22 protein-coding genes, 1 pseudogene and 1 riboswitch are annotated in these 26,631 nt (G+C 64.0%); of the genes and pseudogenes, 19 read left to right on the forward strand and 4 right to left on the reverse strand.

The genetic code is table 11. The annotated features are described in order from the left end of the window. The first annotated feature begins 3 nt into the window (after positions 1-3). The 4 genes from CKW39_RS08225 to CKW39_RS15965 all read left to right on the forward strand — a co-directional run bounded on the left by CKW39_RS08225 (position 4) and on the right by CKW39_RS15965 (position 4,721). Positions 4-1,401: a CPBP family intramembrane glutamic endopeptidase gene (locus CKW39_RS08225; RefSeq protein WP_254049337.1), complete on the forward strand. Its 1,398-nt coding sequence runs from the start codon at positions 4-6 to the stop codon at positions 1,399-1,401. A 10-nt stretch (positions 1,402-1,411) separates the two neighbouring features. Next, entirely contained in the window at positions 1,412-2,740 is a 1,329-nt protein-coding gene (locus tag CKW39_RS08230; RefSeq protein ID WP_095797658.1) for a M18 family aminopeptidase, read from the forward strand. Positions 2,741-2,792: 52 nt separating this feature from the next. Next, positions 2,793-2,884, forward strand: a riboswitch (SAM riboswitch). Between the two features lie 103 nt (positions 2,885-2,987). Beyond that, on the forward strand, positions 2,988-4,262 hold the full coding sequence (locus CKW39_RS08235; protein ID WP_095797659.1) for an acyl-CoA dehydrogenase family protein: 1,275 nt from the start codon (positions 2,988-2,990) through the stop codon (positions 4,260-4,262). A 237-nt stretch (positions 4,263-4,499) separates the two neighbouring features. Then, positions 4,500-4,721 (forward strand): GNAT family N-acetyltransferase, encoded by a 222-nt coding sequence (locus CKW39_RS15965; RefSeq protein WP_095797660.1) that lies wholly within the window; start codon positions 4,500-4,502, stop codon positions 4,719-4,721. A 442-nt stretch (positions 4,722-5,163) separates the two neighbouring features. On the opposite strand, the gene CKW39_RS08245 is transcribed toward CKW39_RS15965, so the two are convergent. Beyond that, on the reverse strand, positions 5,164-6,579 hold the full coding sequence (locus CKW39_RS08245; RefSeq protein WP_095797850.1) for a glyceraldehyde-3-phosphate dehydrogenase: 1,416 nt from the start codon (positions 6,577-6,579) through the stop codon (positions 5,164-5,166). 214 nt (positions 6,580-6,793) lie between these two features. Here CKW39_RS08245 and CKW39_RS08250 point away from each other — a divergent pair, with 214 nt between their 5' ends. The 13 genes from CKW39_RS08250 (at position 6,794) to CKW39_RS08310 (ending at position 20,053) form a co-directional block, all read left to right on the forward strand. Beyond that, complete coding sequence (locus tag CKW39_RS08250) at positions 6,794-7,723, forward strand: carbohydrate kinase (protein ID WP_095797661.1); 930 nt, start codon at positions 6,794-6,796, stop codon at positions 7,721-7,723. 119 nt (positions 7,724-7,842) lie between these two features. Continuing rightward, entirely contained in the window at positions 7,843-8,364 is a 522-nt protein-coding gene (locus CKW39_RS08255) for a YbhB/YbcL family Raf kinase inhibitor-like protein (protein WP_095797662.1), read from the forward strand. Between the two features lie 46 nt (positions 8,365-8,410). After that, positions 8,411-9,205, forward strand: a complete 795-nt coding sequence (locus tag CKW39_RS08260) for an HAD family hydrolase (protein ID WP_095797663.1) — start codon at positions 8,411-8,413, stop codon at positions 9,203-9,205. A gap of 36 nt (positions 9,206-9,241) precedes the next feature. Beyond that, on the forward strand, positions 9,242-10,111 hold the full coding sequence (locus tag CKW39_RS08265; RefSeq protein WP_095797664.1) for a glycerophosphodiester phosphodiesterase family protein: 870 nt from the start codon (positions 9,242-9,244) through the stop codon (positions 10,109-10,111). Positions 10,112-10,438: 327 nt separating this feature from the next. Further along, positions 10,439-12,076, forward strand: coding sequence for an ABC transporter substrate-binding protein (locus CKW39_RS08270; protein WP_095797665.1), 1,638 nt, complete (start codon positions 10,439-10,441; stop codon positions 12,074-12,076). A 3-nt stretch (positions 12,077-12,079) separates the two neighbouring features. Beyond that, a complete protein-coding gene (locus tag CKW39_RS08275) occupies positions 12,080-13,036 on the forward strand; it encodes an ABC transporter permease (protein WP_095797666.1) in 957 nt (318 codons plus the stop codon). Next, complete coding sequence (locus CKW39_RS08280; protein WP_095797667.1) at positions 13,033-13,974, forward strand: ABC transporter permease; 942 nt, start codon at positions 13,033-13,035, stop codon at positions 13,972-13,974. Before CKW39_RS08275 ends, CKW39_RS08280 begins: the two co-directional genes overlap by 4 nt. Continuing rightward, complete coding sequence (locus tag CKW39_RS08285) at positions 13,975-15,912, forward strand: ABC transporter ATP-binding protein (protein WP_095797668.1); 1,938 nt, start codon at positions 13,975-13,977, stop codon at positions 15,910-15,912. It begins immediately after the preceding gene. Between the two features lie 32 nt (positions 15,913-15,944). Then, complete coding sequence (locus tag CKW39_RS08290; protein ID WP_095797669.1) at positions 15,945-17,108, forward strand: serine hydrolase domain-containing protein; 1,164 nt, start codon at positions 15,945-15,947, stop codon at positions 17,106-17,108. 34 nt (positions 17,109-17,142) lie between these two features. Beyond that, complete coding sequence (locus tag CKW39_RS08295; RefSeq protein ID WP_254049338.1) at positions 17,143-18,183, forward strand: enoyl-CoA hydratase/isomerase family protein; 1,041 nt, start codon at positions 17,143-17,145, stop codon at positions 18,181-18,183. A gap of 83 nt (positions 18,184-18,266) precedes the next feature. Next, complete coding sequence (locus CKW39_RS08300) at positions 18,267-19,097, forward strand: alpha/beta fold hydrolase (RefSeq protein WP_254049339.1); 831 nt, start codon at positions 18,267-18,269, stop codon at positions 19,095-19,097. 84 nt (positions 19,098-19,181) lie between these two features. Beyond that, complete coding sequence (locus tag CKW39_RS08305) at positions 19,182-19,490, forward strand: type II toxin-antitoxin system Phd/YefM family antitoxin (protein ID WP_095797671.1); 309 nt, start codon at positions 19,182-19,184, stop codon at positions 19,488-19,490. Positions 19,491-19,510: 20 nt separating this feature from the next. Next, complete coding sequence (locus tag CKW39_RS08310; RefSeq protein WP_216823168.1) at positions 19,511-20,053, forward strand: type II toxin-antitoxin system RelE/ParE family toxin; 543 nt, start codon at positions 19,511-19,513, stop codon at positions 20,051-20,053. Positions 20,054-20,113: 60 nt separating this feature from the next. Here the strand turns inward: CKW39_RS08310 and CKW39_RS08315 are convergent, their stop codons facing one another. Together CKW39_RS08315 and CKW39_RS15290 are read right to left on the reverse strand one after the other, a co-directional pair. Beyond that, complete coding sequence (locus CKW39_RS08315) at positions 20,114-21,496, reverse strand: uracil-xanthine permease family protein (RefSeq protein ID WP_095797673.1); 1,383 nt, start codon at positions 21,494-21,496, stop codon at positions 20,114-20,116. 197 nt (positions 21,497-21,693) lie between these two features. Beyond that, positions 21,694-22,557: a hypothetical protein gene (locus CKW39_RS15290; protein ID WP_143469959.1), complete on the reverse strand. Its 864-nt coding sequence runs from the start codon at positions 22,555-22,557 to the stop codon at positions 21,694-21,696. A gap of 277 nt (positions 22,558-22,834) precedes the next feature. Here CKW39_RS15290 and CKW39_RS08325 point away from each other — a divergent pair, with 277 nt between their 5' ends. Then, complete coding sequence (locus CKW39_RS08325) at positions 22,835-23,515, forward strand: metal-dependent transcriptional regulator (RefSeq protein WP_095797852.1); 681 nt, start codon at positions 22,835-22,837, stop codon at positions 23,513-23,515. A gap of 112 nt (positions 23,516-23,627) precedes the next feature. Beyond that, positions 23,628-24,675 (forward strand): annotated as a pseudogene (locus tag CKW39_RS08330) (IS481 family transposase). Positions 24,676-24,996: 321 nt separating this feature from the next. On the opposite strand, the gene pgm reads toward CKW39_RS08330, so the two are convergent. Further along, positions 24,997-26,631, reverse strand: a complete 1,635-nt coding sequence (gene pgm, locus CKW39_RS08335) for a phosphoglucomutase (alpha-D-glucose-1,6-bisphosphate-dependent) (protein ID WP_095797675.1) — start codon at positions 26,629-26,631, stop codon at positions 24,997-24,999.

The raw sequence follows: 26,631 nt of genomic DNA on the forward strand, positions 1-26,631 counted from the left end.
GTCATGAGCCAGCATCCCGCGCCTTGGAGCAAGCCGCCAGCACCGAACTCGAGCCCGGCCCCACGGCCCGGCGAGGTGAGAGGCGCGGGTGGGGGAGCGGCGTCGTCGACCATGAACGGCGGTCGTGTCCCGGCGCCTGTACCGGCCACCGGACCGTCCCAGGTGCCGCCGGAGCAGCTACGCACGCTGGCGTATCACCTGTTAGGATTCGCCGACCGCAACCACGAATGGTGGAAGCCCCTGGTCGAGGGCGCGATTCTGTTCTTCTTGTTCCTCGTTCTGTCGGTGTTGTTCGCCATCCCGGTCATCTTGTTCATGGACAACCCCATGGGCCTGGACAACGTGGCCACCATGGACCAGCTGGATCCGCTCATCTTCTTCTTCCTGTTCGGTTCCGTCGCGCTCCTGGCACCGGCGGCGTACCTTGCCCGAAAAATCATGGGGCCGCGGCCATTGGGGCTGCTCCATTCTGTGACTGGGCGGCTGCGCTGGAAGTGGATGCTCCAGTGCGGGCTCGCGGCGTTGGCCATTTTCGTGGTGATCAACGGCTTGTCCATCCTGCTCGACCTGATGACCGGCGGCGAGGCGATCGAGTTCACCGTGGCACCCCAGTGGGGATGGTTGCTGCTCATGGTGGTGCTGCTGGTGCCCATCCAGTGTTTCGCGGAGGAACTGGTCTTCCGTGGCTATCTGATGCAGACGGTGGGCCGTTGGTTGAAGCACCCGGCCTGGGCGATTCTTCTGCCGGTCCCGCTGTTCGTCGCCGGGCACCTCTATGACGTGTGGGGACAGGCCTCCATTGCCGTCATGGCGATCACCATGGGCGTGATCACGTGGCGCACCGGCGGGCTGGAAGCGGCGGTCGCCCTGCACGTGGTCAACAACTGCACGGTCACGCTCATGGCCATCGTTGGATTGGCGGACCTGAGTGATACCAGCGGCGGGCCCATCGACGTCCTCTTCACGCTGGCTGTCAACGGGGTCTTCCTCCTGGTCGTGTTCCGGATGGCCCGTAAGACTCGAATTGCTACGTCTCGCACCATCATCCTGCCGCCCCCGCCGCGGTTGCCGGCGTTGGCGCAGCGGCCCCGCACGGTCAGCCAGGTGGGTTCCGAGCTCGCGGCGTTCGTGGTGGATCCCCGCACCCAGAACTACCTCTCCCTGCCCGAGCAGTACGGTCCCTACACCGTTCGGGATGGTCAGGGGCGCCCGGTGGGTTTGTTGGACGTGCGTAGGACGTCGGGTCCGCAGTCACCGAACGGACAATCCGGGAACGGTCCTTGGCCGAACGGCCCGTCACAGGGTGGCGATCCGCGGGACCGCCAGCTCGCGGGTGCGCAGCCGCCGAACCGGGGCTCCCACGGTGGCGACTCGGCTACCAACCAGGACCGCACTCCCTAGACTGTCCTGCATGGCCCATCACAGCGTTTCTGACTTGGATTCCCACCGCGCCCCGTTCGGCTACGCCCGCGCCCTGGGCGATTACGTCATGGCCTCGCCCAGCTCGTACCACGCGGTCGCGGCCGCGGCGGAGCTACTGCGCGGGGCGGGATTCACGGAACTGAGCGAATCCGAGGCGTGGAGCGACGTCGGCGGGCGGCACTTCACGATTCGCGACGGCGCTCTGATCGCCTGGGTGGCCCCGCGCGACTATCGTGCGGGCGCCGGGGCTCGCATCCTGGGTGCGCACACGGATTCGCCAGGGTTCAAGCTGAAGCCCAAGCCCACCACGGTCTCCAACGGCTGGTACCAGGCTGGTGTTGAGGTGTACGGCGGCGTGCTGCTGAACTCGTGGCTGGACCGGGACCTGCGTCTTGCCGGACGGATCGTGGTGCGCGGTGAGAACGGCGAGCTCACGCAGCACCTGTGCGCCACGGAGGCGGTCGCCCGGATCCCGCAGTTGGCCATCCACCTGGACCGCGGCGCCAACGAAGGGCTCAAACTCGACAAGCAGCAGCACGTGCAGCCCATTTGGGGGACCGGTTCGGCTCAGGACGCTGACGTGCTGGGCCTGCTCGCCGACATGGCCGAGGCGTCGGTGGCTCCGGAGGACATCGTGGGATTCGACGTGGTGCTCGCGGACACACAGAAGCCCGAACTGATCGGTCAGCGGCGGCAGCTGCTCGCGAGCGGGCGGCTGGACAACCTGTCCTCCGTGTACGCGGGAATGCACGCGTTGGTCGAGCATGCCGAGGACCTGGAATCCGCGTCGCAGATGTCCGTGCTGGCCGCGTTCGACCACGAAGAGGTCGGCTCCGCCACGCGCTCCGGTGCGGCGGGTCCGTTCCTGGAAGACGTGCTCGCGCGGATCAGCGCGGCGCAGGGTGAATCGCAAGATGATTACCGACGTTCCCTGTCCGAATCGGTGTGTTTGTCGGCTGACGCCGGTCACCTGGTCCACCCCAACTACCGCGGTCACCACGACCCCGTGAACACTCCCGAGCCCGGTGCGGGTCCATTGCTCAAGATCAACGCCAACCAGCGTTACACCACGGATGCCGTGGGTGCCGGTTTGTGGGCGGACGCGTGCGAGCGTGCGGGCGTGAGCTATCAGGAGTTCGTCTCCAACAACAACGTGCCGTGCGGTTCGACCATCGGCCCCATCACGGCCACCCGCCTGGGTATGCGCACCCTGGACGTGGGCGTGGGACTGTTGTCGATGCACTCCGCCCGCGAACTCGCCCACGTGGACGACCTGCACGCGCTGTCCCGAGTGACCGGGGCGTTCTGGCGGTCATAAACCGTCACGCGCGTTGACAGTCACCTTGGGTGCGTGATGCTCTGAATCCGTAACGCCATCAAGAGCGGCCGAGAGACGTGGCTCGTCAACGCCGCAGCAACCACCCGGATACCGGGACGGTGCTTCCGCCACGACCGATGGACAGCTTTTCAGCTCCTGCGGTTCGCGCGGTCATGCCCGTGCACGCGCTGTGCTCCTCTCGGTCGGGTGCGTGCACCGCGACTGAACGCGAGGGACTACCGAGAACATGAGCAGCGACACCGGGATCAAGGAACAGTTCGACACCGCAACCCTTTACGGGGATCCGCAGCGATCCCTGAGCACCCGCGAACTCTTCGAGGTGTTCCAGCCGGTCTTTGATCGCGTTGCCGACGGTGCCGTAGAGCGCGAACAGCAGCGGATTCTCCCGTTCGAGCAGTTCGCGTGGCTCAATGAACACCGCTTCGGAGCGCTCACGGTGCCGCGCTCGCGGGGTGGTTACGGCGCGTCGCTGGAACAGGTGGCGGAGCTGCTGATCGTCCTGGCCGCTTCCGACTCCAACGTGGCGCACGTCTACCGTTCGCACCTGGGATTCATCGCGAGCCTCAGCTCCGATGAATCCGACGTCTGGTTCCCTCGGATCGCCGCCGGTGAGACCGTGGGTAATGCCGCGACCGAGCGCTCCGGTGCAGCTCTGGGCACCGCGGCCACCACGCTCACCCAGACCGCGGGCGGTGACTGGGAGCTCAACGGCACTAAGTACTACTCCACCGGTTCCATCTTCTCCGACTGGATCCAGGTCACCGCCCAGATCCCCGGGCAGGAGGCGCGCTCGCACGCGCTGGTGAAGAGCTCGTGGGACGGCATCGAGCTGATCGACGACTGGGACGGCTTCGGCCAGCAACTCACCGGAACCGGCACCACGCACTTCCGCGGGGTCAAGGTTCCGGCAGCCAACGTGCGCAATCGCGACGGCCGCGCGACCCAGGAGACCGCTGTCTTCCAGCTCGTGCTCTTGGCCGTCGAGGCGGGGATCGCCAAGGCCGCAATCGACGAGGGCGTGCACCTGGTGCGGTCACGCACCCGCGGTTTCAATACCGGTACGGGCTCGGTCGCTCGCGAGGATCCGCAGGTGCTGCAGCGCGTGGGAGAGCTCAGCGCCAAGGCTGCCGCGGCACGGGCGATCGTTCTTCAGGCGGCCCGCGAGCTCGACGCCGCCATCGGCGTTCTCGGCGGAGACCCCCTTCTCGACAACCCCCAGGAGTTGACCAACGCGTGCGAACTGCCCGTGGCACACGCCCAGGTGGTTGTTCCGGAACTCGTGCGCGATGTGACCGACGGGATCTTCGACCTGCTCGGTGCCTCCGCCGTGGGCAAGTCCAAGTCCCTCGACCGCTTCTGGCGCAACGCCCGCACCGTGGCGACCCACAACCCCACGATCTACAAGGCCCGCATCGTGGGTGACTACCGCGTCAACGGCACCCCGATGTTCGGCCTCAACGCCATCGGCGAGGTCAAACCATCCGGCGAGAAGCTCCAATAGACCTGCGTGGCACACCAGGTGCGCTACTGGGTCCTAAGGGTGCCTGAGATGCGAGAGACGCTGGTGGGGGCACGGCTACGCGACTGAAGCGGCGTCGTCGGCGGTGAAGGTGCTGCCATGACGAGCTCCGAGCGACGTTAGAACCTTCGCATCCATCTCATGCGCCGTTAGAGCCCTTGGCGCGGTTCAAAAAGGCTCTATCGACACACCAGGTGCGCGGCTGGGTCCTAAGAGCGCCTGAGATGCGCGTGTCGCTGGAGGGGGCACGGCTACGCGACTAAAGCCGCGTCGTCGGCGGTGGAATTGCTGCGGAAGGACCACGTTGCACGCTTTGCCGCGCGGATTTCTCCTGGCCATGACGCGTCAGAACGGGTGGCGCAGAAATTAGGCCTGCATCCCGCCGCGCACCTGGTCGATGGCGAGGTCGTCTGGGCAATGCACGACCCCACTGACGTCTGAACTCCCCGCAAAGACGCACCTCAAGGGTCGTTAGAACCCTTGCGTACATCTCATGCGCCGTTAGAGCCTCTGGCGGCGCTCAAAAAGGTTCTACCGACGCACCAGGTGCGCGGCTGGGTCCTAAGGGCGCCTGAGATGCGAGAGGCGCTGGTGGGGGCACGGCTTCGCGAGCGAAGCAGCGTCGGCGGAGGTGACGTTGCGGCAAAGACGCACCTAAAGGGACGTTAGGACCCTCGCGTTCATCTCATGTGCCATCAGAACCCTTGGCCGAGCTCAGAAAGGTTCTAATGACACACCAAGTGCGCAGCAGGGTTCCTACGCCACACGAGGCGCGCGGCCTTCCGTGCGACACAGTATTTACATGCAATTGCAACAGCCAACTACGCCGCCCCGGTACCTTCGCGCGGAAGGGGCCGGGGCGGCGTCGTACTAGCGGGGCAGCTTACGGAAGCTGCGGCATGGAGATGTCTGCCATGCGTGCGAGCACGCGCACCACCTGGCAGGAGTAACCGAACTCGTTGTCGTACCAGACGTAGAGCACGAGCGAGTTGTTGTTGACGATCGTGGCCAAGCCGTCCACCACGCCGGCGCGGCGGGAGCCGACCAGGTCGGTGGAGACGACGTCGGGGGAGTCCACGTAGTCGATCTGCTTGCGCAGTGCGGAGTTCAAGGAAATGTCCTTGAGGAACGCGTTGACCTCGTCGGCGGACTCCGGAGCCTTCTCCAACTGCAGGTTGAGGATGGCCATGGACACGTCCGGGGTTGGCACGCGGATGGCATTACCGGTGAGCTTGCCCTTCATCTCCGGCAGAGCTTTGGCCACGGCCTTGGCGGCACCGGTTTCGGTGATGACCATGTTCAGCGCTGCGGAGCGGCCGCGACGGTCACCCTTGTGCCAGTTGTCGATGAGGTTCTGGTCGTTGGTGTACGAGTGAACGGTCTCGACGTGACCCTGCTTGATGCCGTACTGGTCGTTGAGGACCTTGACGACCGGGGTGATGGCGTTGGTCGTGCAGGATGCTGCGGAGAGGATCTTGTCCTCGGGCAGGATGTCCTTGTCGTTGACGCCGCACACGATGTTCTTGAGGTCGCCCTTGCCCGGAGCGGTCAGCAGAACCTTGGCAACGCCCTTGGACTGCAGGTGCTGGGAGAGTCCCTCTTCATCGCGCCACGCGCCGGTGTTGTCGACCACCAGAGCGTTGTCGATGCCGTACTCGGTGTAGTCCACCTCGGCCGGGGAGCCGGCGTAGATGAACTGAATGGGCACACCGTTGGCGGTGATGATGTTCTTCTCTTCGTCAACGGTGATGGTGCCGTCGAACGGGCCGTGCACGGAGTCACGGCGCAGCAGGGAAGCACGCTTGACCAGGTCGTTGCCCGGCTTCTGGCGAACCACCACGGCGCGCAGGTTCAGGCCGGTGCCGTCGTTGCGGTTGATGAGGATGCGAGCCAGCAGCCGGCCGATGCGACCGAAGCCGTAGAGCACTACGTCCTGGGACTCGGGCTCGTTCTCGCCCTGGTGATCGACCACGGATGCGAGCTGTTCACGCAGGTACGCCTCGAGGTGGTTGCTACCGGATTCCTTGTAGCCCTGGGCCAGCTTGGCCACGTCGATGTTGCAGGTGCCGAGCTTGAGCTTGGTCAGCGCCTCGACGATCTCCAGGGTGTCCTTGAGCGGCAGCTCTTCGCCCAGGATGCGGCGGGTGAAGCGGTGCGCCTTGATGATTTCGGTAACGGACTTGTGAACCAGCGACCGGCCGAACACGGTGGTGACCACCTTGTTCTCGCGGTGCAAACGGCCCACCAGGGGGACCAGTGCTTCAGCAAGTGCTTCTCGATCGGACCAGGTGGTGCTCATCAGCATCCTTCTTCCTCGACCCGGACTTCGTCGTGAGGGCCGTGTTGTGCCGCGCTGCGTTGTGCGGTCTAGGGTGATGGCGCCGCGCAGAGATGAGGCGGCTCGTCGTACGCCAGTGTACGTGGCTTGCGCACCCCTCGTGCGCGTATCTCTTTAGGTGACGACGCCGCTGCGTCGCCTCTTTCTTGTCGGTCGCCTTTGCTACCGTGGTGCCATGTTGACGGTGATCGGTGAAGCTCTCGTGGATGTGGTCTCGCGTGACGGTGAAGCACCCCGCGCGCACGTGGGCGGAAGCCCCATGAATGTGGCCGTGGGCCTCGCCCGCTTGGACCAGAAGGTGCAGTTCCTGGGCCGTTACGGTCAGGACGAGTACGGCGAGCAAGTGGCCTCTCACCTGCGGGACAACAATGTGAAACTGCCGTTCAACCCGGACTCCAAACCCACGTCGGTCGCCCAGGCCACGCTCGATCAGAGCGGCGCTGCAACCTATGACTTCCAATTGGATTGGTCCCTGGACGTCTCCGACGATCAGATCGACCAGCTGCTCAACGAGACCGGCCTGCTGCATGTCGGTTCCATCGGCGCGATGCTCGAACCCGGCGCGACCATGGTTCGCAAGGCCGTGGAGCGCGCCCATGATCACGCACTGGTCTCCTACGATCCCAACTGCAGACCGACCATCATCCCGGACTCCTCTGATGCGCGGGCCCGCGCGGAGGCCATTGTGGCGTCCGCGGACATCGTGAAGGCCTCGGACGAGGACCTGTTGTGGCTCTATCCGAACCGTTCCATCGAGGACAGCGCCCGGGCCTGGTTACAGGCCGGTGCGCGCTTGGTGGTCGTGACTCGGGGCGCTCTGGGGCCCTGGGCCGTCAGCCGCGGCACTGGTCGTGAAGGCGTGGACACTCCCGCCGCGCGCGTGGACGTGGTGGACACCGTGGGTGCCGGTGACTCGTTCATGGCCGCGCTCATTTCCACTCTGACCGACCGTGGCCTCACGGGGTCCGATGCACGTCGTGGCCTGGATGAGCTGGGCAAGGACGACGTTCTCGAGATCCTGCACTACGCCGCCACCGCGGCAGGTGTGACCGTGTCCCGTTCCGGTGCGGACCTGCCGAGCAAGGCGGATCTACCAGCGAACTGACGCGCATTCCGTACCCGCGGGTGAGTGGCAACCGCGGTGAGGCGACGCCGTGACGGTGACCGAGCGACGTCGGCAACGAATTGTCCGTGAGCACGAACCGTTCAACGAAAGGGATACCGATGCTCGATCGCGAACCCTATGCAGACCTGCCCGACCTTCCCGCGTTCACTCTGACCTCAACGGATGTCTCCGACGGCGAGACCATGCCCAATGCCCAGGTCTCCGGAATCATGGGTGCCGGCGGTGAGGATGTCTCCCCGCAGCTGTCCTGGTCCGGTGCGCCCGAGGGCACCAAGTCCTACGTGGTGACCATGTACGACCCGGACGCACCCACCCCCAGCGGGTTCTGGCACTGGTGCGTGTCCAACATCCCGGCCTCGGTGACGGAATTGGCTACAGGGGCGGCGTCGAACCTGCCGGAGGGTGCCGTAAAGCAGCGCAACGACGGCGGTACCGATGAATTCCTGGGCGCGGCCCCGCCGGAAGGACACGGTGCCCACCGTTACATCCTGTGCGTGACCGCCGTGGACGTCGAGAAAATGGATGTGGACGAGAACTCCAGCCCCGCCGTGGTGAACTTCAACCTGTTCTCGCACGCCATCGGGCGGGCCTTCCTGACCCCCGTGTACGAAGCCAAGTAACGCTCCAGTGGCGCGCGGTGGAACCGAGGAGCCCCAACCAGTCCGAATGATCGCGAGCGATCTGGACGGGACAGTTCTGGGACCCGATTTTCGCTTCCGACCGCGCACCGTTGAGGCCATTACCGCCGCGCGGGACGCCGGGATTCACGTGGTGTTCGTGACCGGGCGTCCCAAGCGGTGGTTGCATCCGCTCCACGAACAACTCGAGGACGTAGGCGTCGTGATCTGCTCCAACGGGGCGGTGGTCTACGACCTTCAGACCGAATGTATTATCGAAACCAGCCTGTTCGATGTCCGCGAGGCGTTCGGGATCATGGGGGAAATCAGCGAACTGTTCCCCGAGACGCTCTACGCGGCGGAGACTCTGGACCGCGTCTTTACCGATCCAGGGTGGTCCCGCAGCGACCGCATGGAGATCTTCCCCGTGGAAGAAGCCCCCATTAAGGACTGTCTGCCCCACGGCGCCGGCGTGGTGAAGTTGCTGGCCAAACTGGACGGTGCCGTGCCCAATGAGTACTTCGAGCATGTTCGTGACCTGGTGGATGGGCGGCTCGCGGTCACGCACTCGGTTGCGGCCGCGCCACTGGTCGAGATCGGCCAGCGCGGGCTGACCAAGGCCCGCACCCTGGAACGTTTCGCGGCGGAACACGGCATCGCGAGTGAGCACGTGATGGCCTTTGGTGATATGCCCAATGACCTCGAAATGCTCACGTGGGCCGGCCGCGGCTACGCCATGGCGGACGGGCACCCGGGTGTGGTGACCGCGGTGGGTCGTACGGCTCCGCCCTTCGATGAGGACGGCGTGGCCCAGGTGATCGAGAACTACTTGCACGACGCCTGAACCTTAATGCCCTACCGACAAGTTACTGTTTAGTACATGTCGGTTGAACCCCAGGTCACAGCACTTGCCCATCGCGGATTCTCGCTGGACGGTCACGAGAACACGCTTCGTGCGTTCCGTGCTGCTGCGGATCTAGGTTTCGTGTGGGTCGAGACGGACGTCAACACCACGTCCGACGGCGTGGTCCTCGCCTTTCACGACCCCACGCTGGACCGCGTGACCAATACCTCCGGGGACGTCAGCGATGTGCCGTGGTCCGATCTGGACGACGTGCGGATCGGCGGCACCGAGCCGCTGGCCACCCTTGCGGAGTTGCTCCGTGAGCTGCCCGGGCTGCAGTTCAACATCGACGTTAAGGATGAATCCTCTGTGGCGGCGCTTCCGCGGGTGATCGCGGAGGAAGGTGCGGTGGCCCGGGTGCGCGTGACCTCGTTTTCCGAATCTCGACGACGCCGCACACTCGCCTCGATCGCGCAGCTCACCGGTAAGCGTCCGCTCACTTCCGCGGGAACCATCGGCTGCGCGGGTCTGACGCTCCTGTCCAAGGTGGCACGAGTGACGGACAAGATCTCACCCAAGATAGTCAGTGTCATCTGGTCAGTGCTGACCAAGCTCTGGGCGTCCAAGGTGGACGAGTTCGACACCGTTCAATTGCCGGTCAGCTACGACCTGCGCCTGCCGGGCGGCTTGACGTTGCCGGTGGCGGTTGCCAATCAGAAGTTCGTGGAAGTCGCCCACCGGGTGGGCATTGCCGTTCATGTGTGGACGATCAACGACGCCCGGGAAATGCGCCGGCTCCTGGCGATCGGTGTGGACGGTCTGGTGACCGACCGCGCGGACATCCTGGCCCAGGTGTTGGCCGACCGCGGACAGTGGCCGCCTCGATCCGTGTCATCTCGCGTGTGAGCTTTGACTCACACCTGTCATGTTCCTAATGTCATAGGTACGTGAAACACGCGGCGTGTACACCCGTGAGCTCAGCTCCGGTACATGCCGCCCACAACCGAACGGAGGCGGAGATGCACAAGATCCACTCCGCCCGCGGCCCGGTTCGTCAACCGGTGGGCTTCGTCCGTTCGCGCTGGATCGGCTGTCTCAGCAAGATCCCGTAGCTGCTTTTCCTTTCCCACTGGTGCGCTGTCTCGGCGCGCCACGGCACGCCCTTTTAACCTTTCAACTCTTCAGGGCGCTCGCCAGGAGTCTCACAACGTCGTGTCTCAACAGCGAGGAAATATGAGCGCAGAACCCTATCCACATCCCTCTTCGGACCACACCGGAGGGGTGCGTAACGAGCGTGGCCCGGCCGCGCGGCGTCGTGCGCTGTCCCGGCGCGGTTTCCTGGGAGTGGGAGCGACCGCCGCGGTGTTCGCGCTGGCCGGTTGCGGAAGTAATGCGGACCAGGCCTTTACCGGAACCGCAGCTACGGGAGCCCCGGAATCCGGTGGCATTCTGAGGGTTGGGCTCACCGGTGGTGGTGCCGCAGACATCGTGGATGCGCACATTCCCGTGACCACGCCAGACGGGGGTCGCGTGATCAACCTCTACGACAGGCTCTACGAGTTCGACCAGAACTACGAGCCGGTTCCGGCACTCGCGGTCAGTGCCGAGCCCGAGGACGACGGCCGCGCGTGGGTTTTCAAACTGCGCGACGACGTCACATTCCATGACGGTCGGCCGATGACTGCCGCGGACGTCGTCTTCTCCTACGACCGAGTGACCGATCCTGATGACCCCAAGTCAGGTGCTTCCGGATTGGCAAGCCTGGAACGAACCGTGGCCGTGGACGATCACACCGTGCGGTTCGAGCTGTCCGAACCGGACGCCGCGTTCATCTACTCCACCGCGGAGTACGCGGTGGGCATCGTGCCCCCGGACTACGATCCCGGAAATCCGATCGGTACCGGGCCGTTCACCCTGGGGCAGTTCGAGCCCGGTCAGATCACGGTGCTGAAGAAGAACCCGAACTACTGGGGCGGCGCACCACTGCTGGACGAGGTTCACATGATGAACTTCAACGACGAGGACGCCATGGTCAACGCACTGCTGTCCTCCCAGGTAGATGCGGTGGGGCAGCTTCCCATGGCGCTCGTGGACGTGGTGGGCACGGACCCGCGTATCTTCACCGAAATGTCCGAAACGGGCGGTTGGCTGCCGTTCACCATGCGCGTTGACGTTGAGCCGTTCAATGACCCCCGGGTGCGCGAGGCGTTCAAGCTCGTGGTCGACCGAGAACAAATGGTGGAGCAGGTCTTCTCCGGACACGGCACGGTGGGCAACGACATGTACGCACCGTTCGACCCCGGCACACCTGAATTGCCGCAGCGCACTCGTGACATCGAAAAGGCCAAACAACTCTTGGCCGATGCCGGCTACGCGGACGGGCTGGACGTAGAACTGGTCACCGCGCCCATCCAGGCCGGAGCCGTAGAGTCCGCGCAGGTCTTCGCAGAGCAGGCCTCGGAAGCCGGCATCAACGTGAGCCTGCGCCGCGTGGACACCACCACGTTCTTCGGCGATGGCTACTTGCAGTACCCGTTTGCTCAGGATTTCTGGTTGACACGAAACTTCTTGCCCCAGACGGCCAACGGCACGCTACCGGGATCTCCATTCAACGAGACCCATTGGGCGGAGCCTGAATTCATCGAGCTCTACAACAAGGCCCGCGCCACCCTGGACGACGACGAACGTAACGAACTGATCGGTCAATTACAGAAGATGCTCTACGACGACGGTGGCTACATCGTGTGGGGATTCTTCAATCAGGCAGATGCGTATCAGAACTACGTGGGGGGAACCATGACCTACCGCACGGGTATGCCGGTGAGCGGTTTCCAGTTCCGGCATCTGTGGATTTCACAGGAAAGCGAGTAACCCGTGGGAAAAATGATTCTCAAACGCCTGGGCATCTCGGTCTTCGTGCTGCTCGCGGTTTCAATCGTCGTGTTCGTCTTCACCCTGCTGCTGCCCGGGGATCCGGCGCAGGCGATCCTCGGTCAACAGGCCACACCGGAACGCCTCGCGGCACTGCGCGAACAGCTCAACCTCAACGACCCTTGGTACGAGCGGTATTTCACGTGGCTGGGTGGCCTGCTCGTGGGTGATCTGGGAACCTCGGCGGCCACGGGCGGTTCGGTCAATGAGCTGCTGGGGCAGAAGGTCTCGGCCTCGGTGCTGCTGATGATCATCGCCGCGCTCATCTCCATCCCGGTGGGTCTGCTGCTCGGCACCTGGTCCGCCATGCGCCGCGGCCGCGCCACCGACCACGCGCTGACGGGTTTCTCCCTCGTGTTGGCGGCGTTGCCCGAGTTCGTGATCGGTATTGCGCTGACCACGCTGTTGTCCACCACGGTGTTCCAGCTGCTGCCCTCCGTGACCATGGCGGCCCCGGGAACCCGGGTGTGGGATTATCCGCTGCAGTTGGTCCTTCCCGCGCTGACCCTGGTGCTCGTGGTGGTCCCGTACATGATCCGCATGACCCGGACCACCATGCTGGACGTGCTCGATTCCGGTTATGTGGAAATGGCTCGGCTCAAGGGTGTTCCCGAACGCCAAGTGATCATGAGGCACGCGCTGCCCCACGCGATCGGCCCGGTCGCCCAGGTCGTGGCCATGCAACTGGCGTGGCTGGCCGGGGGCATTGTGGTGGTCGAGTTCCTCTTCCGCTATCCCGGTCTGGGCCAGGCCATGGTGGACGCGGTCCAGATCCGTGACGTGCAGGTGGTCCAAGCACTGTCCATGATCATTGCCGCGTTCTACGTGATCGTGAACCTCATTGCGGATGTGATCGGCATCCTGGCCAATCCCAAGCTGCGGACGGAGTCCAACAAATGAGCGCGCAGAACCAGCAACCGGTGACGCCGGAAACCCCCGTCACCCCATCCGCGGCGAGTTTCGAACCGGCAGGGTCGCGCGGGGATACTCGTCCGGTCTCCTTCTTCCGCCGGTTCCTTTCCCAACCGGAGGCCAAGTTCGGCCTGGTGCTGACCGGGCTGGTGCTCCTGGTGGCCATTGTGGGACCGTTCGTGGTGCCCGCGTGGACCGGTTACGGCCCCACTTCTTACGCGGGCAAACCGTTCCAGTACGACATTTTCGGCACGGACAACCTGGGTCGCGACGTGCTCTCCCGGTTCCTCGAGGGTGGTTGGCGGCTGCTGCTGTACTCGGCCCTGGCCACGCTGCTGGGCGTGGGACTGGGGGCCGTCCTCGGCATGCTCGCTGCCTTCCGCGGTGGTTGGTTGGATTCGGCCATCATGCGCACCGGTGACGTGCTGTTGGCCATCCCGCAACTGGTCTTCGCCATGCTCGCCATTACCGTGCTCGGCCCGCAGGGCTGGGTGCTCGTGGTGGTGATCGGCATCACCCACGCCCCGCGGGTGGCTCGCGTGATTCGCTCGGCCACCTCCGGTGTGGTCGCGGAGGACTATGTGCTCGCCTCCCAGATGTATGCGGTGCCGCAGTGGAAGATCCTGGGCCGGGACGTGGTCCCCAACATCATGGGCCCGCTCATGGTCGAGATGGGTCTGCGCATGACCTACTCCATTGGCGCAGTCGCGTCGCTGTCGTTCCTGGGCCTGGGCATGCAGCCACCCACCGCGGACTGGGGCCTGATGATCAACGAGAACCGCATTGCGCTCTCGCTCCAGCCGTGGGGTGTGATCCTGCCGGTCGTCGCGATCGCCGTTCTCACCGTGGGCACCAACCTCATTGCCGACGCCGTGTCGGGTGCCTCCGCGGGCCGCGCCAACGGTTCCGCGCGAAAGGACAAGTAAATGGCCACCACACTGACCGTTCCCAAGGCCACGGTGGCCACGGCCATTTCCGTGCGCGATTTGAGCCTGGGCGTCCACGTCGGGGAGCTGATTCTCAAGGACGTCAACTTCGACCTCACGCCCGGGCGCATTCTCGCTCTGGTCGGTGAGTCCGGTTCCGGTAAGACCACCGCCGCGCTGGCGTGCATGAACCACTTGCGTTCCGGTTTGGAACTGCGTGGCGGTTCGGTTCAGCTGCACGAGGGCGCCTCCCGGTTCTTCAAGCAGAACATGGACCTGCTGACGCTGTCCGAGAAGCAGGTGCGCAAGCTGCGCGGCGGAACGATCGCTTACGTTCCACAGGATCCGGCGCTCTCGCTCAATGGCGCGTTGCGCGTGGGGGAGCAGATCCACGAGGTGCTGCGCATCCACGAGTTCGGCCGTAACAGCCGGGAACGCGAGGCCCGCGTGGCCGAGGTGCTTGAAGAAGTGGGCCTGCCCAGCACCAAGAAGTACCAGCGGCGCTATCCGCACCAGCTCTCGGGTGGTCAGCAGCAGCGCATTGGCATTGCCATGGCGTTCGCTTGCCGCCCCGCCGTGATCATCCTGGACGAGCCCACCACCGGTTTGGACGTGGCCACTCAGGATCTGGTGCTCAAGACGGTGTACCAGTTGACCACCAAGCACGACGTCGCGGGCCTCTACATCACCCACGACCTCGCGGTGGTCGCCCAGGTCGCCAACGACGTCGCGGTAATGCTCCGCGGCGAGATCGTCGAACGCGGCCCGGCCGACAAGGTGCTTTACCATCCCGATCACGAGTACACCAAGACGCTCCTGGCCGCGGTCCCGGACCTCAAAGGCGAACGTGCCATGGGAGGCGGCCCCGCGGTGAGCCCCGGCGCCAAGATTCGCGCGCCATGGGACAACGGGCGTGACGACGTCGCTCCGGCCGCTGGCGGCGGGCAAGCCTCAGATAGTGCCCGCGACACAGGTCACCCCCGGGCCAGCGCTCACGGCACGGACCAGCACGACGACGACGCCGCGCGGCCGGGTCGCGTGGCAACCTCTGGTGCCACCGCCGTTTCGGCCGAGCCCACGCGTACTGGTGAGGCTTCGCCGGACGGCGAGCGGGCGACGTCGTCAACCGGTGACACGACCCCGGTGCGTGACCGAGCGGCGTCGTCGACCGAGAAGAAACCGGCCAACGAACCGTTGGTTGCCGTGCGCGACCTGCGGCTGGCCTACGGGCCGGCGGTGATTCTGGACGGCATCAATCTGGACCTGGTCGAGGGCCAGACGACCATGCTGCTGGGCGAATCCGGTTCGGGTAAGACCACGCTGTCGCGCAGTATTGCTGGCCTCAATGACGCCTATACGGGCGAGGTGCGGCTGGACGGCCAGGTGCTCGCGAACGGAACGCGCAAGCGCAGCAACGAGGACCGGCGACGGATTCAGTACATTTTCCAGTCGCCGTTCTCGTCGCTGAATCCGCGCCGCAGCATTGGTGATTCGCTCGAGGTGCCGCTGGAAATGAGCGGCGGGATGTCCCGGAAGCAGCGGCGCGCTGCCGTGGCCGACGCGCTGGATGCGGTCCGGCTGGGTCGTAGCTACATCAACCGCCGGCCGGGCGAGCTCTCCGGTGGCGAGCGGCAGCGTGCGGCGGTGGCGCGTGCGCTGGTGAATGCGCCGTCGGTGTTGGTGTGTGACGAGATCACCTCGGCGCTGGACGTGTCCGTGCAGGCCTCGGTGATCGAGCTGCTGCGCGAGCTGCAGCGCGAACGTGGGCTGGCCATGCTGTTCGTGACGCACAACATCGCGTTGGCGCGGCACGTGTCCCATAAACTCGCGGTGTTGGAAAAGGGCCGACTGGTCGATTACGGGCCCACGGACCATGTGCTGCGCAACCCGCAGCACGACTACACCAAGTCGCTGTTGAAGCACGTGCCCACGCTGTAGCGCGAGCGCGAGAGGGAAGGAATCGTCACCTCATGACCGTCGAGAGTGCACAGGCTCTGGTCGCCGAAACCCATCTGCCCGGCACCACCGGGCGGGTGATCCGAGAGATCTTCGAGCAGCATCTCGGTCAGGCGTGCGGCGGTATGTCGTTCAGCGTGTACCGCGACGGGGAGCCACTCGTGCGCCTGCACGGGGGTTCGCAGGAGCGGCGTTCGTCCGCGACCGAACCGGCGGAGACGCCGTGGACCGACCGAACCCTGGCCGTGATGTTCTCCGGCACCAAGGGCCTGGTGGCCACGCTGTCGGCAATGCTCGTCGACGACGGTCTCCTGGACGTGCACGCACCCGTGGCCGAGTACTGGCCGGAGTTCGCCGCCGCTGGCAAGGAAAACGTGACCGTGGCCCAGGTGCTCAACCACACGGTGGGGTTGATATACACGGATCCGGATCCCACGGACAGTTTCTTCAACCTGACCGCCCATTCCGAGATCCTGGCGCAGCAAAAGCCCGCGTGGGAGCCCGGTTCCAAGGTTGCCTATCACGCGGTGACGTTCGGCTACCTGGTGGAGGGCATCCTGGTTCGCATCACCGGCAAGCGAGCCGGCCAGCTGCTGGCGGAACGGATCGTGGAGCCGAACGGGCTGGATCTGTACCTGGGGCTGCCGGAAGGTCTGGAGTCTCGCGTGGCGCCTGTGTTCCGGGCCCCCGGCTACGCCATCAGCACGTTCCTCAAGGACCCCGAACGCCGCGCCATCGTGGACCGCATGTACGGCGATGCGCTGATGGGGGATGAGCTGCCCGCCAATTCGCCGGCGTTCCACGCGGCGGGGCTGGCGTCCGGGGGTGCGATCGGTGGGGCGGATTCGATTGCCCGGGCGTACTCGCTCGTGGAGTCCGGTTCTTTGGTGTCCGCGGAGACCCGTGAGTTGTTTACTCGGACCTGGTCCGAGGGACTGGACGCCGTCAACGACCGTCCTTTGCGCTTCGGTCTGGGCTACGAGCTGCAGGATCCCATCCACACCTACGGTCCCGTGGAGCGGGCTTACGGGCACTCCGGCGCGGGCGGTTGCCTGCACGGGGCGTGGCCGGACTACGGGATCGGGTTCTCGTTCCACACCAACGAGATGTTCGCGGAAAACGTGGACCGCCGCGCCAAGGACCTGTTGGGCGCACTGCGTAAAGCTTTGGAATCCTGAATTCTCCAAGCCCGGTCTCGATAGGGTGGTGATCATGACCACATCTCAGGAGAATTTTGTCCGGGCAGAAATCGTGGGCGGCACCGGAGTGCTCACGCTCACGCGCGAAAAGGCGCTCAACGCGCTGAGCCGTTCTATGTACCACCAGATCGCCGGAGCCCTTCAGGATTGGGCCAAGGACCCGGCCATCACGCAGGTGGTCATGCAGTCCACGCTCCCCAAGGCGCTGTGCGCCGGCGGTGACATCAAGGAAGTCCGCGAGGCAGCCCTGGATGGCCGCTCGGACGAGGTGGAGGACACCTTCGGCACCGAGTACGCCATGGACAACCTGATCGCTGAGTACCCCAAGCCGTACGTGGCCATGATGAACGGCATCGTGATGGGCGGCGGCATGGGCATCTCGGTGCACGGCTCGCACCGTATCGTCTCCGAAACCACTCTGATGGCCATGCCCGAAACCGCGATCGGTTTCTTCACGGACATCGGCGCCAGTCACTTCCTGCCCCGCGTCTCCCGCGAGACCGCCGACGGCGCTCGCGAGACCTCCCTGGAATTCGGCCGGTACCTGGGGCTGTCCGGTGCTCGCTTCAACGGCGCGGACGCCATTGCCCTGGGATTGGCGGACACCTACATTTCCTCCTCCGATGCCGAAGCCTTCGTGGAGCTGACCATTTCCGACGGTGTGGATGCCGCGGTGGCCAAGTTCGGCCAGGAGCCGCCCACATCGGAGATTCTCGGGAAGTGGGACGAGGTACGCGAAACGTACGCCGGCGACTCGCTCGAGGACATTGTGGAGCGTGCCGGTAACGACCTGGACGGCATGAGCCCCACCGCGCTCGTACGCGTGTTCGAGCTGCTCAACGCTGGCGCCAAGGACGACAACGTCCGCTCCTGCCTGGAGCGCGAACTCAGCATGGCCACGGTGGCCGCGCAGTCCAAGGAATTCTTGGAAGGCGTGCGCGCCATGGTGGTCGACAAGGACAAGAACCCGCAGTGGTCCCCGGCCACCGTGGCCGAAGTGGATGCGGACGAGGTGCGCAGGGTCGTGGAGCGCAAGATCGAGCTGCCGTTCTGAGCGGCTCATCGTATCCTTCGCTTGAGCCGGGCGCTCGGATCCAGAGCGAACAGGTACAGATTCCGGTCATCGGGGATTCCTCGGTGGCCGGGACGCTGTGGTTGTCTTCCGGTGAGCCGTCTGTTGTCCTGACGATTCATCCGGCCACAGCCACTCCCGAGCGTTTCTACCGAGGTCTGGCGGAGTACTTCGCTGGCCGGGGCTACGCGGTGGTGACGTACGACTTCCGCGGCACTGGCCGCTCTGGCAAGCCCAAGGACCATCCTGAGCTGCGGATGCGCGACTGGATGATGCAGGACGTTCCCGCGGTTGCTTCGTGGGTTCACTCGCGATTTGGGGACTTGCCCCGAGTTGCCATCGGCCACAGCGTGGGTGCTCATGCGCTCGCCCTGGACTACGGCACTGAGGGTCTCGCTGGATTCGTGACCATCTCATCTCACGCCGGCGTCACCAGCACCGTGCGCGGCACCGCCGAACGACGCCGCGTGGCAGCCGTGCTCCACGTGGCCGGTCCGGTGCTGTGTCGAGTGTTCGGCTACATGCCGGGGCGTCGAGCCGGGCTGGGCGAAGACATGCCTTCCGGCGCCATGCTCGAGTGGGGGAAGTGGGCGCGGAAACCGCATTACTTCTTCGATGACCCGACGATGGATGCTGTCTCGCGGGCCGCTAAGGTTTCTGTTCCCGTGCTTGCCGTTGGCGCGTCGGACGACCCCTGGGCCACGCCGGAGCAGATCGAGGAAATCACCGACCGCCTCACCGGAACCACCGTGGAGCGTAGGACGTTCACGCCGGGGGAGCTGGGCGTCACCTCGCTGGGACACCACGGTCTGGTGCGCCGCTCGACCGGGCGCAATGCGTGGCCGGCGCTGGAGAGGTGGCTGAGCGGCGTCGTTGAGCGCGGCGCGAGTATTTAGCTCAGAGGCGGCAGTCTCTTAGACCCGGTTCGCGCCTCGATGGTCTCCTAGAATTCTGTGTAGAAAAATGTGTATATTTGGGACATGAGTACTTTGTCGATTTCCGATGCGTCGCGTGCCGGCGTATCTGCTTTGGTGTCATCAGCTGAACAAGGCCACGACGTCGCTTTGGCGCGGCACGGGAGAGTTGTGGCAGAGGTGGTCTCTGCGGACGAGATGGACGAGCTTCGACGGGATCGGGATACTCTCCGCGATGCGGCGTTGGTCATGGCACGCTTCGCCACGGATTCAGGAGTTAGAACGGACCTGGATCAGGCTATGAAGGCTTTTGGCTTTACTCGCGAAGAACTCGAAGCAGAGCTAGCTGCTGAAATCGGTTCAACACGGTCGTGAATCTTCCAGATTCACACTGCGTGGTACGGCTGACAGAAGACGCAGTCAGTGATCTGTTCCGCTTGAAGAAGAAGGATCCATCCATCCTTCGTGCAGTCTTCAAGAAGATGCTCCTGTTGGAGCGCTCGCCACTGGCAGGGGAACCTCTACTTGGCGCTTTGGTGGGTTTTCGAAAACTTGTAGTCGGTGACCGGCACTACAGGATTGTGTGGCGAGTCAAGGAAGAGCCCGGCGGACCAACGGTTCTCGAAATTTCGGAAGTTTGGGCGGTAGGAGTCCGCTCGGATTCCGAGGTCTACGAAGAAATGAAGGGCCGGATCGCCAAACTTTGTTCTAACGGCGGGCCAGAGATAAAGCCCCTGGCGGACGTCATTAGTGGGATGGGGCGACTTTTCCAGGACATCTCGGTGAATGAGGAACCCCCACCGCCCAGTTCATTGCCTGAGTGGCTCAGGCGCGCACTCAGTGAAGAACTGAACCTGAGTGCCGAGGAGATTGAAGAGTTGTCTGAATCTGAAGCCAAGCAACTCATCATGGCTAAATGGAGTGACCAGGGGTCCTAAGTCCGAGGGCTAGAAGTGGGGGCTTGTTCACCATGGTGAGCAAGCCCTTCTTCAACTGATTTAGCCCAACGGCGACGGCGTCTTGGACGTGTCCGGGGTCAGCGGGTCGGAGCCCACGGAACCGCGCACGCGGGCGATGAACGCCATGAGGTGGTAGACCACCAGGGTCGCGGCGGTGCCCAGGGCGATGCCCGCGAAGTCCAGACCGAATACCGACCACGTGTAGTCGGCGATGCCCACGATCATGGCAACGGCCGCGGTGGTGAGGTTGACGGGGTTGGAGAAGTCCACGCGGTTCTGGACCCAGATGCGCACGCCCAGCATGCCGATCATGCCGTACAGCACCGTGGCCGCGCCGCCCAGGACACCCTGGGGAACGGTTGCAACGGCTGCGCCGAACACGGGCATAACGCTCAGCAGGATCGCGACGATCGCGGCGACCCAGTACGCGGCGGTGGAGTAGACGCGGGTGGCGGCCATGACTCCGATGTTCTCCGCGTACGTGGTGGTACCGGAGCCACCGCCGGAGCCGGCGATGATGGTGGCCAGGCCGTCGGCCATGATGGCGCGGCCGGCGTAGGGGTCCAGGTCGTCGCCGGTCATGAGCGCTACGGACTTCACGTGCCCGATGTTCTCGGCCACGAGCACCAGGATCACGGGGATGAAGAGCCCGGCCAGGCTCAGGTGGAATTCGGGGGTGTGGAACTCGGGGAGGCCGAACAGGCCCTGTTCCTGCCACGCGGAGTTGATGGCTGTGAAATCGACCTCGCCGCGGACCACAGCCGTGATATAGCCGATGGCCACGCCCAACAGGATGGACAGGCGACCGATCAACCCGCGGAACAGCACGGAGATCAGGATGATGGAGCCCAGGGTCACCATGGCGGTGACCGGGGCTTCCATGAAGTTCGCCTTGGCCGAGGGTGCCAGATTGAAGCCGATCAGCGCCACGATGGTGCCCGTGACCAGTGGCGGCATCAGCTTCTGCAGCCACCCGGTGCCGGCCAGCTGCACGATCAGGCCGATGATCGCCAACGCGATGCCGGCCATGACCACACCACCGAGCGCGCCACCGGGGCCGTACTGGTTCATGGCCGCGGAGATCGGGGCGATGAACGCGAACGACGAGCCCAGGTATGAGGGCACACGTCCCGCGGTCAGGATCAGGAACAGGATGGTTCCGATGCCCGAGAAGAACAGCGTGGTGGCCGGTGGAAATCCGGTCAGCAGCGGCACCAGGAACGTCGCGCCGAACATGGCCACCACGTGCTGGGCGCCGATCGAGATCGTTCGGGGCCACACGAGCCGCTCGCGCGGGGTGACGACGTCGCCGGGGGCCACGGTGCGTCCGTCCCCGTGGAGGCGCCAGCCCAACCCGAGGCGTTCCGCGAGACCGGGGGCAGCGGCGTCGTTAGTGGGGGGAGTGGACGGTGACGAACTCATGAAGGCTCCTAATTCGGGCGGAACCCTGCGTACCGCCCGCCATATACTATGCTCCGTTGTCGATGGCGGGATACCACATATTACGGCTACGTCGCCTGGGCCGCCCGAGGGAATTGCACTGCTAGAGAATCCCTCAGCTGTCTAGCCCAACTGGTCTGAGCTGGAGCTGGTGATAGACACCTATCAATCAAGATTGGTTACGAGAGATCGTGATAAATTTCCTCGTATATCTTAGATACATTTTCAGCATATTCGGTCGAATTGTTGTATCCATAAAATATGTCACTTAATGAAAACCCCCATTTCTTGTCGCAAAGCTCATTACGGATGTCAGCAAGTTGCACGGCCATGAGCCTTATACTTTCCTCGTTCTTAAGTCGACGGTGGGATTTTACTTGGGCAATCCCCACAGTAAGACTCAGTGGTGTGATAGTAACGATCACATTTTCGAGAAACCGAAGGGCTGCGGGGCGATTCAGATCTTCGTAAACCAGCAGAGACAGCATCATCTTAGGATCAAGATTAAAATTACGACTTTCTCGATAAATTACCCTGCCAAAACGCCGCCATATCCGCAGTCCGCGATCATTGATGAATTCTCGTAGGTCTCCTGGTAGTAAGCCTGCCCTGGTAATGTCTTTACGGTTTAGTGTACTAAGGTCAGTTGCCTTGAAATAGTAGGCAACCAGGATCGCGGCGATCGCAGCAGTCCATAGACCGTCACGCAATGATTGTGGGGAGGGTAGAATCCACCTCAAGTCTAGAACCGTTCCTGAAATCGACACAAGCGCTCCGATTGCAGATAACCCGCAGATTATACATATAGAAAAAATTTTGATGGAGATATAAATTCTTGAAGAAATAATCTGTCGAATAATCGGCGTAGACGACACCAATAAGCAAGATGCGATCGAAGCTAGTGAGAGGGGTAAGGTGTAATATTCTATTTTTTGTAGAAATGCAACAGCAGTTGTGGTAGCCAATACGAATGGAACAGTGCGGAATATAATATATTTGGTCCAGCGATGTTGGGGCTGACTTATGAATTCCGCGATACCCATGTAATTTATTGGGCCGTAGTTGTTCAAGTAAAGAATTGGTACGTCAAGGGATCCTCGCCGCATTTTTAGTAAGTTGTAGAATGCCAGAAGGAGTACTCCGCAGGCGCATCCCGTCAAAAGACTGACAACTAATTCAGGCATTTTCATTTCCGATCGTCTTGGACTACCTGTGAGACGGTATGGACCCCATAAGTCTCCCCCTAAGTATAGAAGGTGCAAACACATGAACTGGATGGGTGTAGAAGATGTTCACGGTGTGCCCCGATACCCTGGACACGTGCAACCAGCAGAGCTCAGTTCCGCCACCCAGGACTATCTGAAGACCATTTGGCAATTGGGGGAATGGTCGCCGCAAAAGGTCACCACCACCACGCTGGCCTCTCGCATGGGGCTGGCGGCGTCCACGGTGTCCGAAGCGCTCAAGAAGCTGACCGAGCAGGGCATGGTCACGCGGCCGTCCTACGGCGTGGTCGTGCTGACCGATGAGGGTCGTGCGATTGCGGTGAAAATGGTGCGCAGGCATCGCCTCTTGGAGACGTTCTTGACCACCAAGCTCGGCTACGCGTGGGATGAGATCCATGACGAGGCCGAAGTGCTCGAGCACGCGGTATCGGAGAAGTTCCTGGATCGGATCGATGCGTTGCTGGGGCATCCGGCTGCGGATCCCCACGGGGATGTGATTCCGTCGCCGACCGGAGAGATCGCCGCACCTACGGCCGTGCAGCTGGCGGACGTGCGGGACCCGGTGGACGTGGCCGTGGTGCGGGTCTCAGATGACGACCCCGCAACGTTGCGCTATCTGGCCGGTGTGGGCGTGGTCCCGGGTACCCGGTTACGGGTGCTGCCGGATTCGGGGTCCCCGGGGATGGTTGCGGTGTCGGTGGTGGCTGCCGCCGCGGCGTCCGCGGTCAGCATGGGCGTGCTCGCCGCGGAAGCGGTGTGGGTGACGCGGGTCTAGGTGTTGTGGGTCATGAGGTTCTTGTCGCGGGCGCGTCGATGAGATGAGGAACGGGCTCCTCGCTTCAGGATGGAAGTTCCTACACCGTCCGCCCACACGAAAGAGCCCGTTCATGACCCATCCTAATGCGCCCCTGACCCCCACCGGCCGGCTGCGCCTGGTCCAACGCCACCTAATCGATGGAATCCCAGGCGCATGTGGCCACCGAGTTCCGGGTCTCCCGCCCCACCGTGAGCACCTGGGTGGCCCGCTACCTTCAAGACGGTGAGGAGGCCCTGATCGACCGGCCCTCGACCCCGGTCACCTCCCCGTCGCCCACCCGGCTGGAGGTGGTCGAGCGCATCGAGGCCCTGCGCCGGAATCGGAAGTGGTCCGCACGCCGGATCTGGCACCACTTGAGCGCCGGTGGTTGTGGCGATGAGGAGGGCACCGGGCCCCTCCACGCCCCGGTGATCATCGCCCTACGCACCGTGGGCCGGTGGTTGGCCCGGCTGGGGATCTCTCGGCTGCGGGATCTAAGCCCCGACGGGGACAACGCCCGAGGCACCCCGGCCAGGATTCGGGCGTACTGGCCCGGACATATGATCCACCTGGGTGTGAAAAAGGTCGGCAAGATCCCCGACGGCGGCGGCTGGCGCACCCACGGCCGCGGCACCACCAAGGCGAAGGCGGCCAAGCGCGGACCCGGGGCGAAGGTCGGCTACACCTACCTACACACCGCCATCGACGGGTTCTCCCGCCTGGCCTACACCGAGGCCCTCGAGAGCGAGCGGGCCACCACCACGATCGGGTTCTTCTCCCGCGCGAAGGTGTTTTTCGCCGCTCACGGCATCGAGAAGATCCATCGGGTGGTCACCGACAACGGGGCCAACTATCGCGCCGCGGACTTCACCCGCACCGTGAAAGCCCTGGCCTCCCGCCACCAGCGGATCCGTGCCTACACGCCGCGGCACAACGGGAAGGTCGAACGCTACAACCGGCTACTGGTCGATGAGGTGCTCTACACCCGCACCTACACCAGCGAACACGCCCGACGCACCGCGGTGGCGGTCTGGGTCAATCACTATAATTACCACCGACCCCATACCGCCTGCGGCGACCAGCCCCCGGCCTCACGCACCCCGGACCGTGTCAACAACGTCACGCCCTCTTACAACTAGGGCCACACCGACAAATCAGTCCCTGATAATGCTTTCCAGACCCGCTCAGGTGCAGTTTTGCGGACTGGAATGTTCACGGCTCAAAAGTCCCCGCTCATTGCCGCATGGCTGGCGATCACGAACAGCCACGTGGCAATGCGCCTCCGAGAACAACAGGAACGGGGCCACCGATCCACCGTTGTGCCGGTGCGGAGCGGGCCGAATTCCTCGGTCCGCACCTCGTCATAACAAATATGGCAGAGGTTGGCGCCGAAATCCCTTGTTCCGGTGCCAACCTCTGCCCTAAATGTTCAGCGGCCCGCTCGCAGACGCTGCGAGTCGCTATCCAATCACCGAATCCACCAGCGCCTTGGCCTCCTGCTGCACCTGCGCCAGGTGCTCGGCACCCTTGAAGGACTCGGCGTAGATCTTGTACACGTCCTCGGTGCCGGAAGGCCGGGCGGCGAACCATGCGCTTTCGGTGGTGACCTTCAAGCCGCCAATGGCCGCACCGTTACCCGGGGCCTCCGTCAGCTTGGCGGTAATGGGCTCACCGGCCAGGGTGTCGGCCGTGACCTGCTCCGCGGAGAGCTTCTTCAGCGCGGCCTTCTGTTCACGATTAGCCGGAGAATCAATGCGCTCGTATACCGGATCCCCGAACTCCTCGGTCAACTCCGCGTAGCGCTGGGACGGGGTCTTGCCCGTGCGCGCCGTGATTTCTGCGGCCAGCAGCGCCAGGATGATGCCGTCCTTGTCGGTGGTCCAGGTGGAGCCGTCCAAGCGCAGGAACGAAGCACCCGCGGACTCCTCGCCACCGAAACCAATGGAGCCGTCCATCAGACCCGGCACGAACCACTTGAAACCCACGGGCACCTCATCCAAACGCCGGCCAAGAGAGGACGCCACGCGGTCGATGATCGACGACGACACCAGCGTCTTACCGACACCCGCGTCCTGGGACCAACCCGAACGGTTGCGGTACAGGTAATCAATGGCCACGGCCAGGTAGTGGTTCGGGTTCATGAGCCCGGCATCCGGAGTCACGATGCCGTGCCGGTCCGTGTCCGCGTCATTACCGGTCGCGATGTCGTACTTGTCGCGGTTACCGATCAACGAGGCCATGGCGTTGGGGGAGGAGCAGTCCATGCGGATCTTCTCGTCCCAGTCCAGGGTCATGAACGCCCACTGGGGGTCCACCTCGGGGTTGACCACGGTGAGGTTCAGCCCGAAACGCTTGCTGATCTCCTCCCAGTACGCCACGGAGGCGGAACCCATGGGATCCGCGCCAATGTGCAGACCGGATTCCGCGATCACGCCCAGGTCGATGATGGACGGTAGATCCGAGACGTATGAGTCCAAGAAATCGTAGCTGCCGGTGGTCGCCGCGGCTTGGGCGGCCTCGTGCGAGACGCGCTGCACGCCGTCGAGCCCGGCCTGCATGAGCTCATTGGCGCGCGCGGCAATCCACTCGGTCGCGTCGGAATCTGCGGGGCCGCCGTGGGGAGGGTTGTACTTGAAGCCACCGTCGGACGGCGGGTTGTGAGACGGCGTGATGACAATGCCGTCCGCCTGCTCGGCCGCACCGGACGCGTTGTACTTGATGATCGCGTGGGACAGCGCGGGGGTGGGCGTGAATCCTTCGCGCGAATCCAGCAGCACGTTCACGCCGTTGGCCGCGAGCACCTCGAGCGCGGTGTCCTGCGCGGGCCCGGACAGCGCGTGCGTGTCCTTGCCCATGAACAGCGGGCCGGTAATGCCCTGCCCCGCGCGATACTCCACGATTGCCTGCGTAATGGCCGCGATATGCGTGTCGTTGAACGAGGTCTTGAGCGAGGATCCACGGTGCCCGGACGTACCGAACGCCACTCGCTGATCGGGATCACCGGCGTCAGGCACGCGGTCGAAATACGCCGCGATCAGCTCGTCGATGTTCACAAGGTCACTGGGTTGGGCTTCGGTGCCCGCACGGTTCGCCAT

The organism is Kocuria sp. WRN011, assembly GCF_002295155.1.
GTDB lineage: Bacteria > Actinomycetota > Actinomycetes > Actinomycetales > Micrococcaceae > Kocuria > Kocuria carniphila.

What these genes read in the sequence shown, in the direction of transcription:
- CKW39_RS08290 (WP_095797669.1), top strand. Translation starts at nt 15,945, where the DNA reads ATGACCGTCGAGAGTGCACAGGCTCTGGTCGCCGAAACCCATCTGCCC.
- CKW39_RS08265 (WP_095797664.1), top strand. Translation starts at nt 9,242, where the DNA reads ATGTCGGTTGAACCCCAGGTCACAGCACTTGCCCATCGCGGATTCTCG.
- CKW39_RS08255 (WP_095797662.1), top strand. Translation starts at nt 7,843, where the DNA reads ATGCTCGATCGCGAACCCTATGCAGACCTGCCCGACCTTCCCGCGTTC.
- CKW39_RS08230 (WP_095797658.1), top strand. Translation starts at nt 1,412, where the DNA reads ATGGCCCATCACAGCGTTTCTGACTTGGATTCCCACCGCGCCCCGTTC.
- CKW39_RS08260 (WP_095797663.1), top strand. Translation starts at nt 8,411, where the DNA reads ATGATCGCGAGCGATCTGGACGGGACAGTTCTGGGACCCGATTTTCGC.
- CKW39_RS08245 (WP_095797850.1), bottom strand. Translation starts at nt 6,579, where the DNA reads ATGAGCACCACCTGGTCCGATCGAGAAGCACTTGCTGAAGCACTGGTC.
- CKW39_RS08235 (WP_095797659.1), top strand. Translation starts at nt 2,988, where the DNA reads ATGAGCAGCGACACCGGGATCAAGGAACAGTTCGACACCGCAACCCTT.
- CKW39_RS08315 (WP_095797673.1), bottom strand. Translation starts at nt 21,496, where the DNA reads ATGAGTTCGTCACCGTCCACTCCCCCCACTAACGACGCCGCTGCCCCC.
- CKW39_RS08285 (WP_095797668.1), top strand. Translation starts at nt 13,975, where the DNA reads ATGGCCACCACACTGACCGTTCCCAAGGCCACGGTGGCCACGGCCATT.
- pgm (WP_095797675.1), bottom strand. Translation starts at nt 26,631, where the DNA reads ATGGCGAACCGTGCGGGCACCGAAGCCCAACCCAGTGACCTTGTGAAC.
- CKW39_RS08295 (WP_254049338.1), top strand. Translation starts at nt 17,143, where the DNA reads ATGACCACATCTCAGGAGAATTTTGTCCGGGCAGAAATCGTGGGCGGC.
- CKW39_RS08225 (WP_254049337.1), top strand. Translation starts at nt 4, where the DNA reads ATGAGCCAGCATCCCGCGCCTTGGAGCAAGCCGCCAGCACCGAACTCG.
- CKW39_RS08270 (WP_095797665.1), top strand. Translation starts at nt 10,439, where the DNA reads ATGAGCGCAGAACCCTATCCACATCCCTCTTCGGACCACACCGGAGGG.
- CKW39_RS08250 (WP_095797661.1), top strand. Translation starts at nt 6,794, where the DNA reads ATGTTGACGGTGATCGGTGAAGCTCTCGTGGATGTGGTCTCGCGTGAC.
- CKW39_RS08305 (WP_095797671.1), top strand. Translation starts at nt 19,182, where the DNA reads ATGAGTACTTTGTCGATTTCCGATGCGTCGCGTGCCGGCGTATCTGCT.
- CKW39_RS08280 (WP_095797667.1), top strand. Translation starts at nt 13,033, where the DNA reads ATGAGCGCGCAGAACCAGCAACCGGTGACGCCGGAAACCCCCGTCACC.
- CKW39_RS15290 (WP_143469959.1), bottom strand. Translation starts at nt 22,557, where the DNA reads ATGGGTATCGCGGAATTCATAAGTCAGCCCCAACATCGCTGGACCAAA.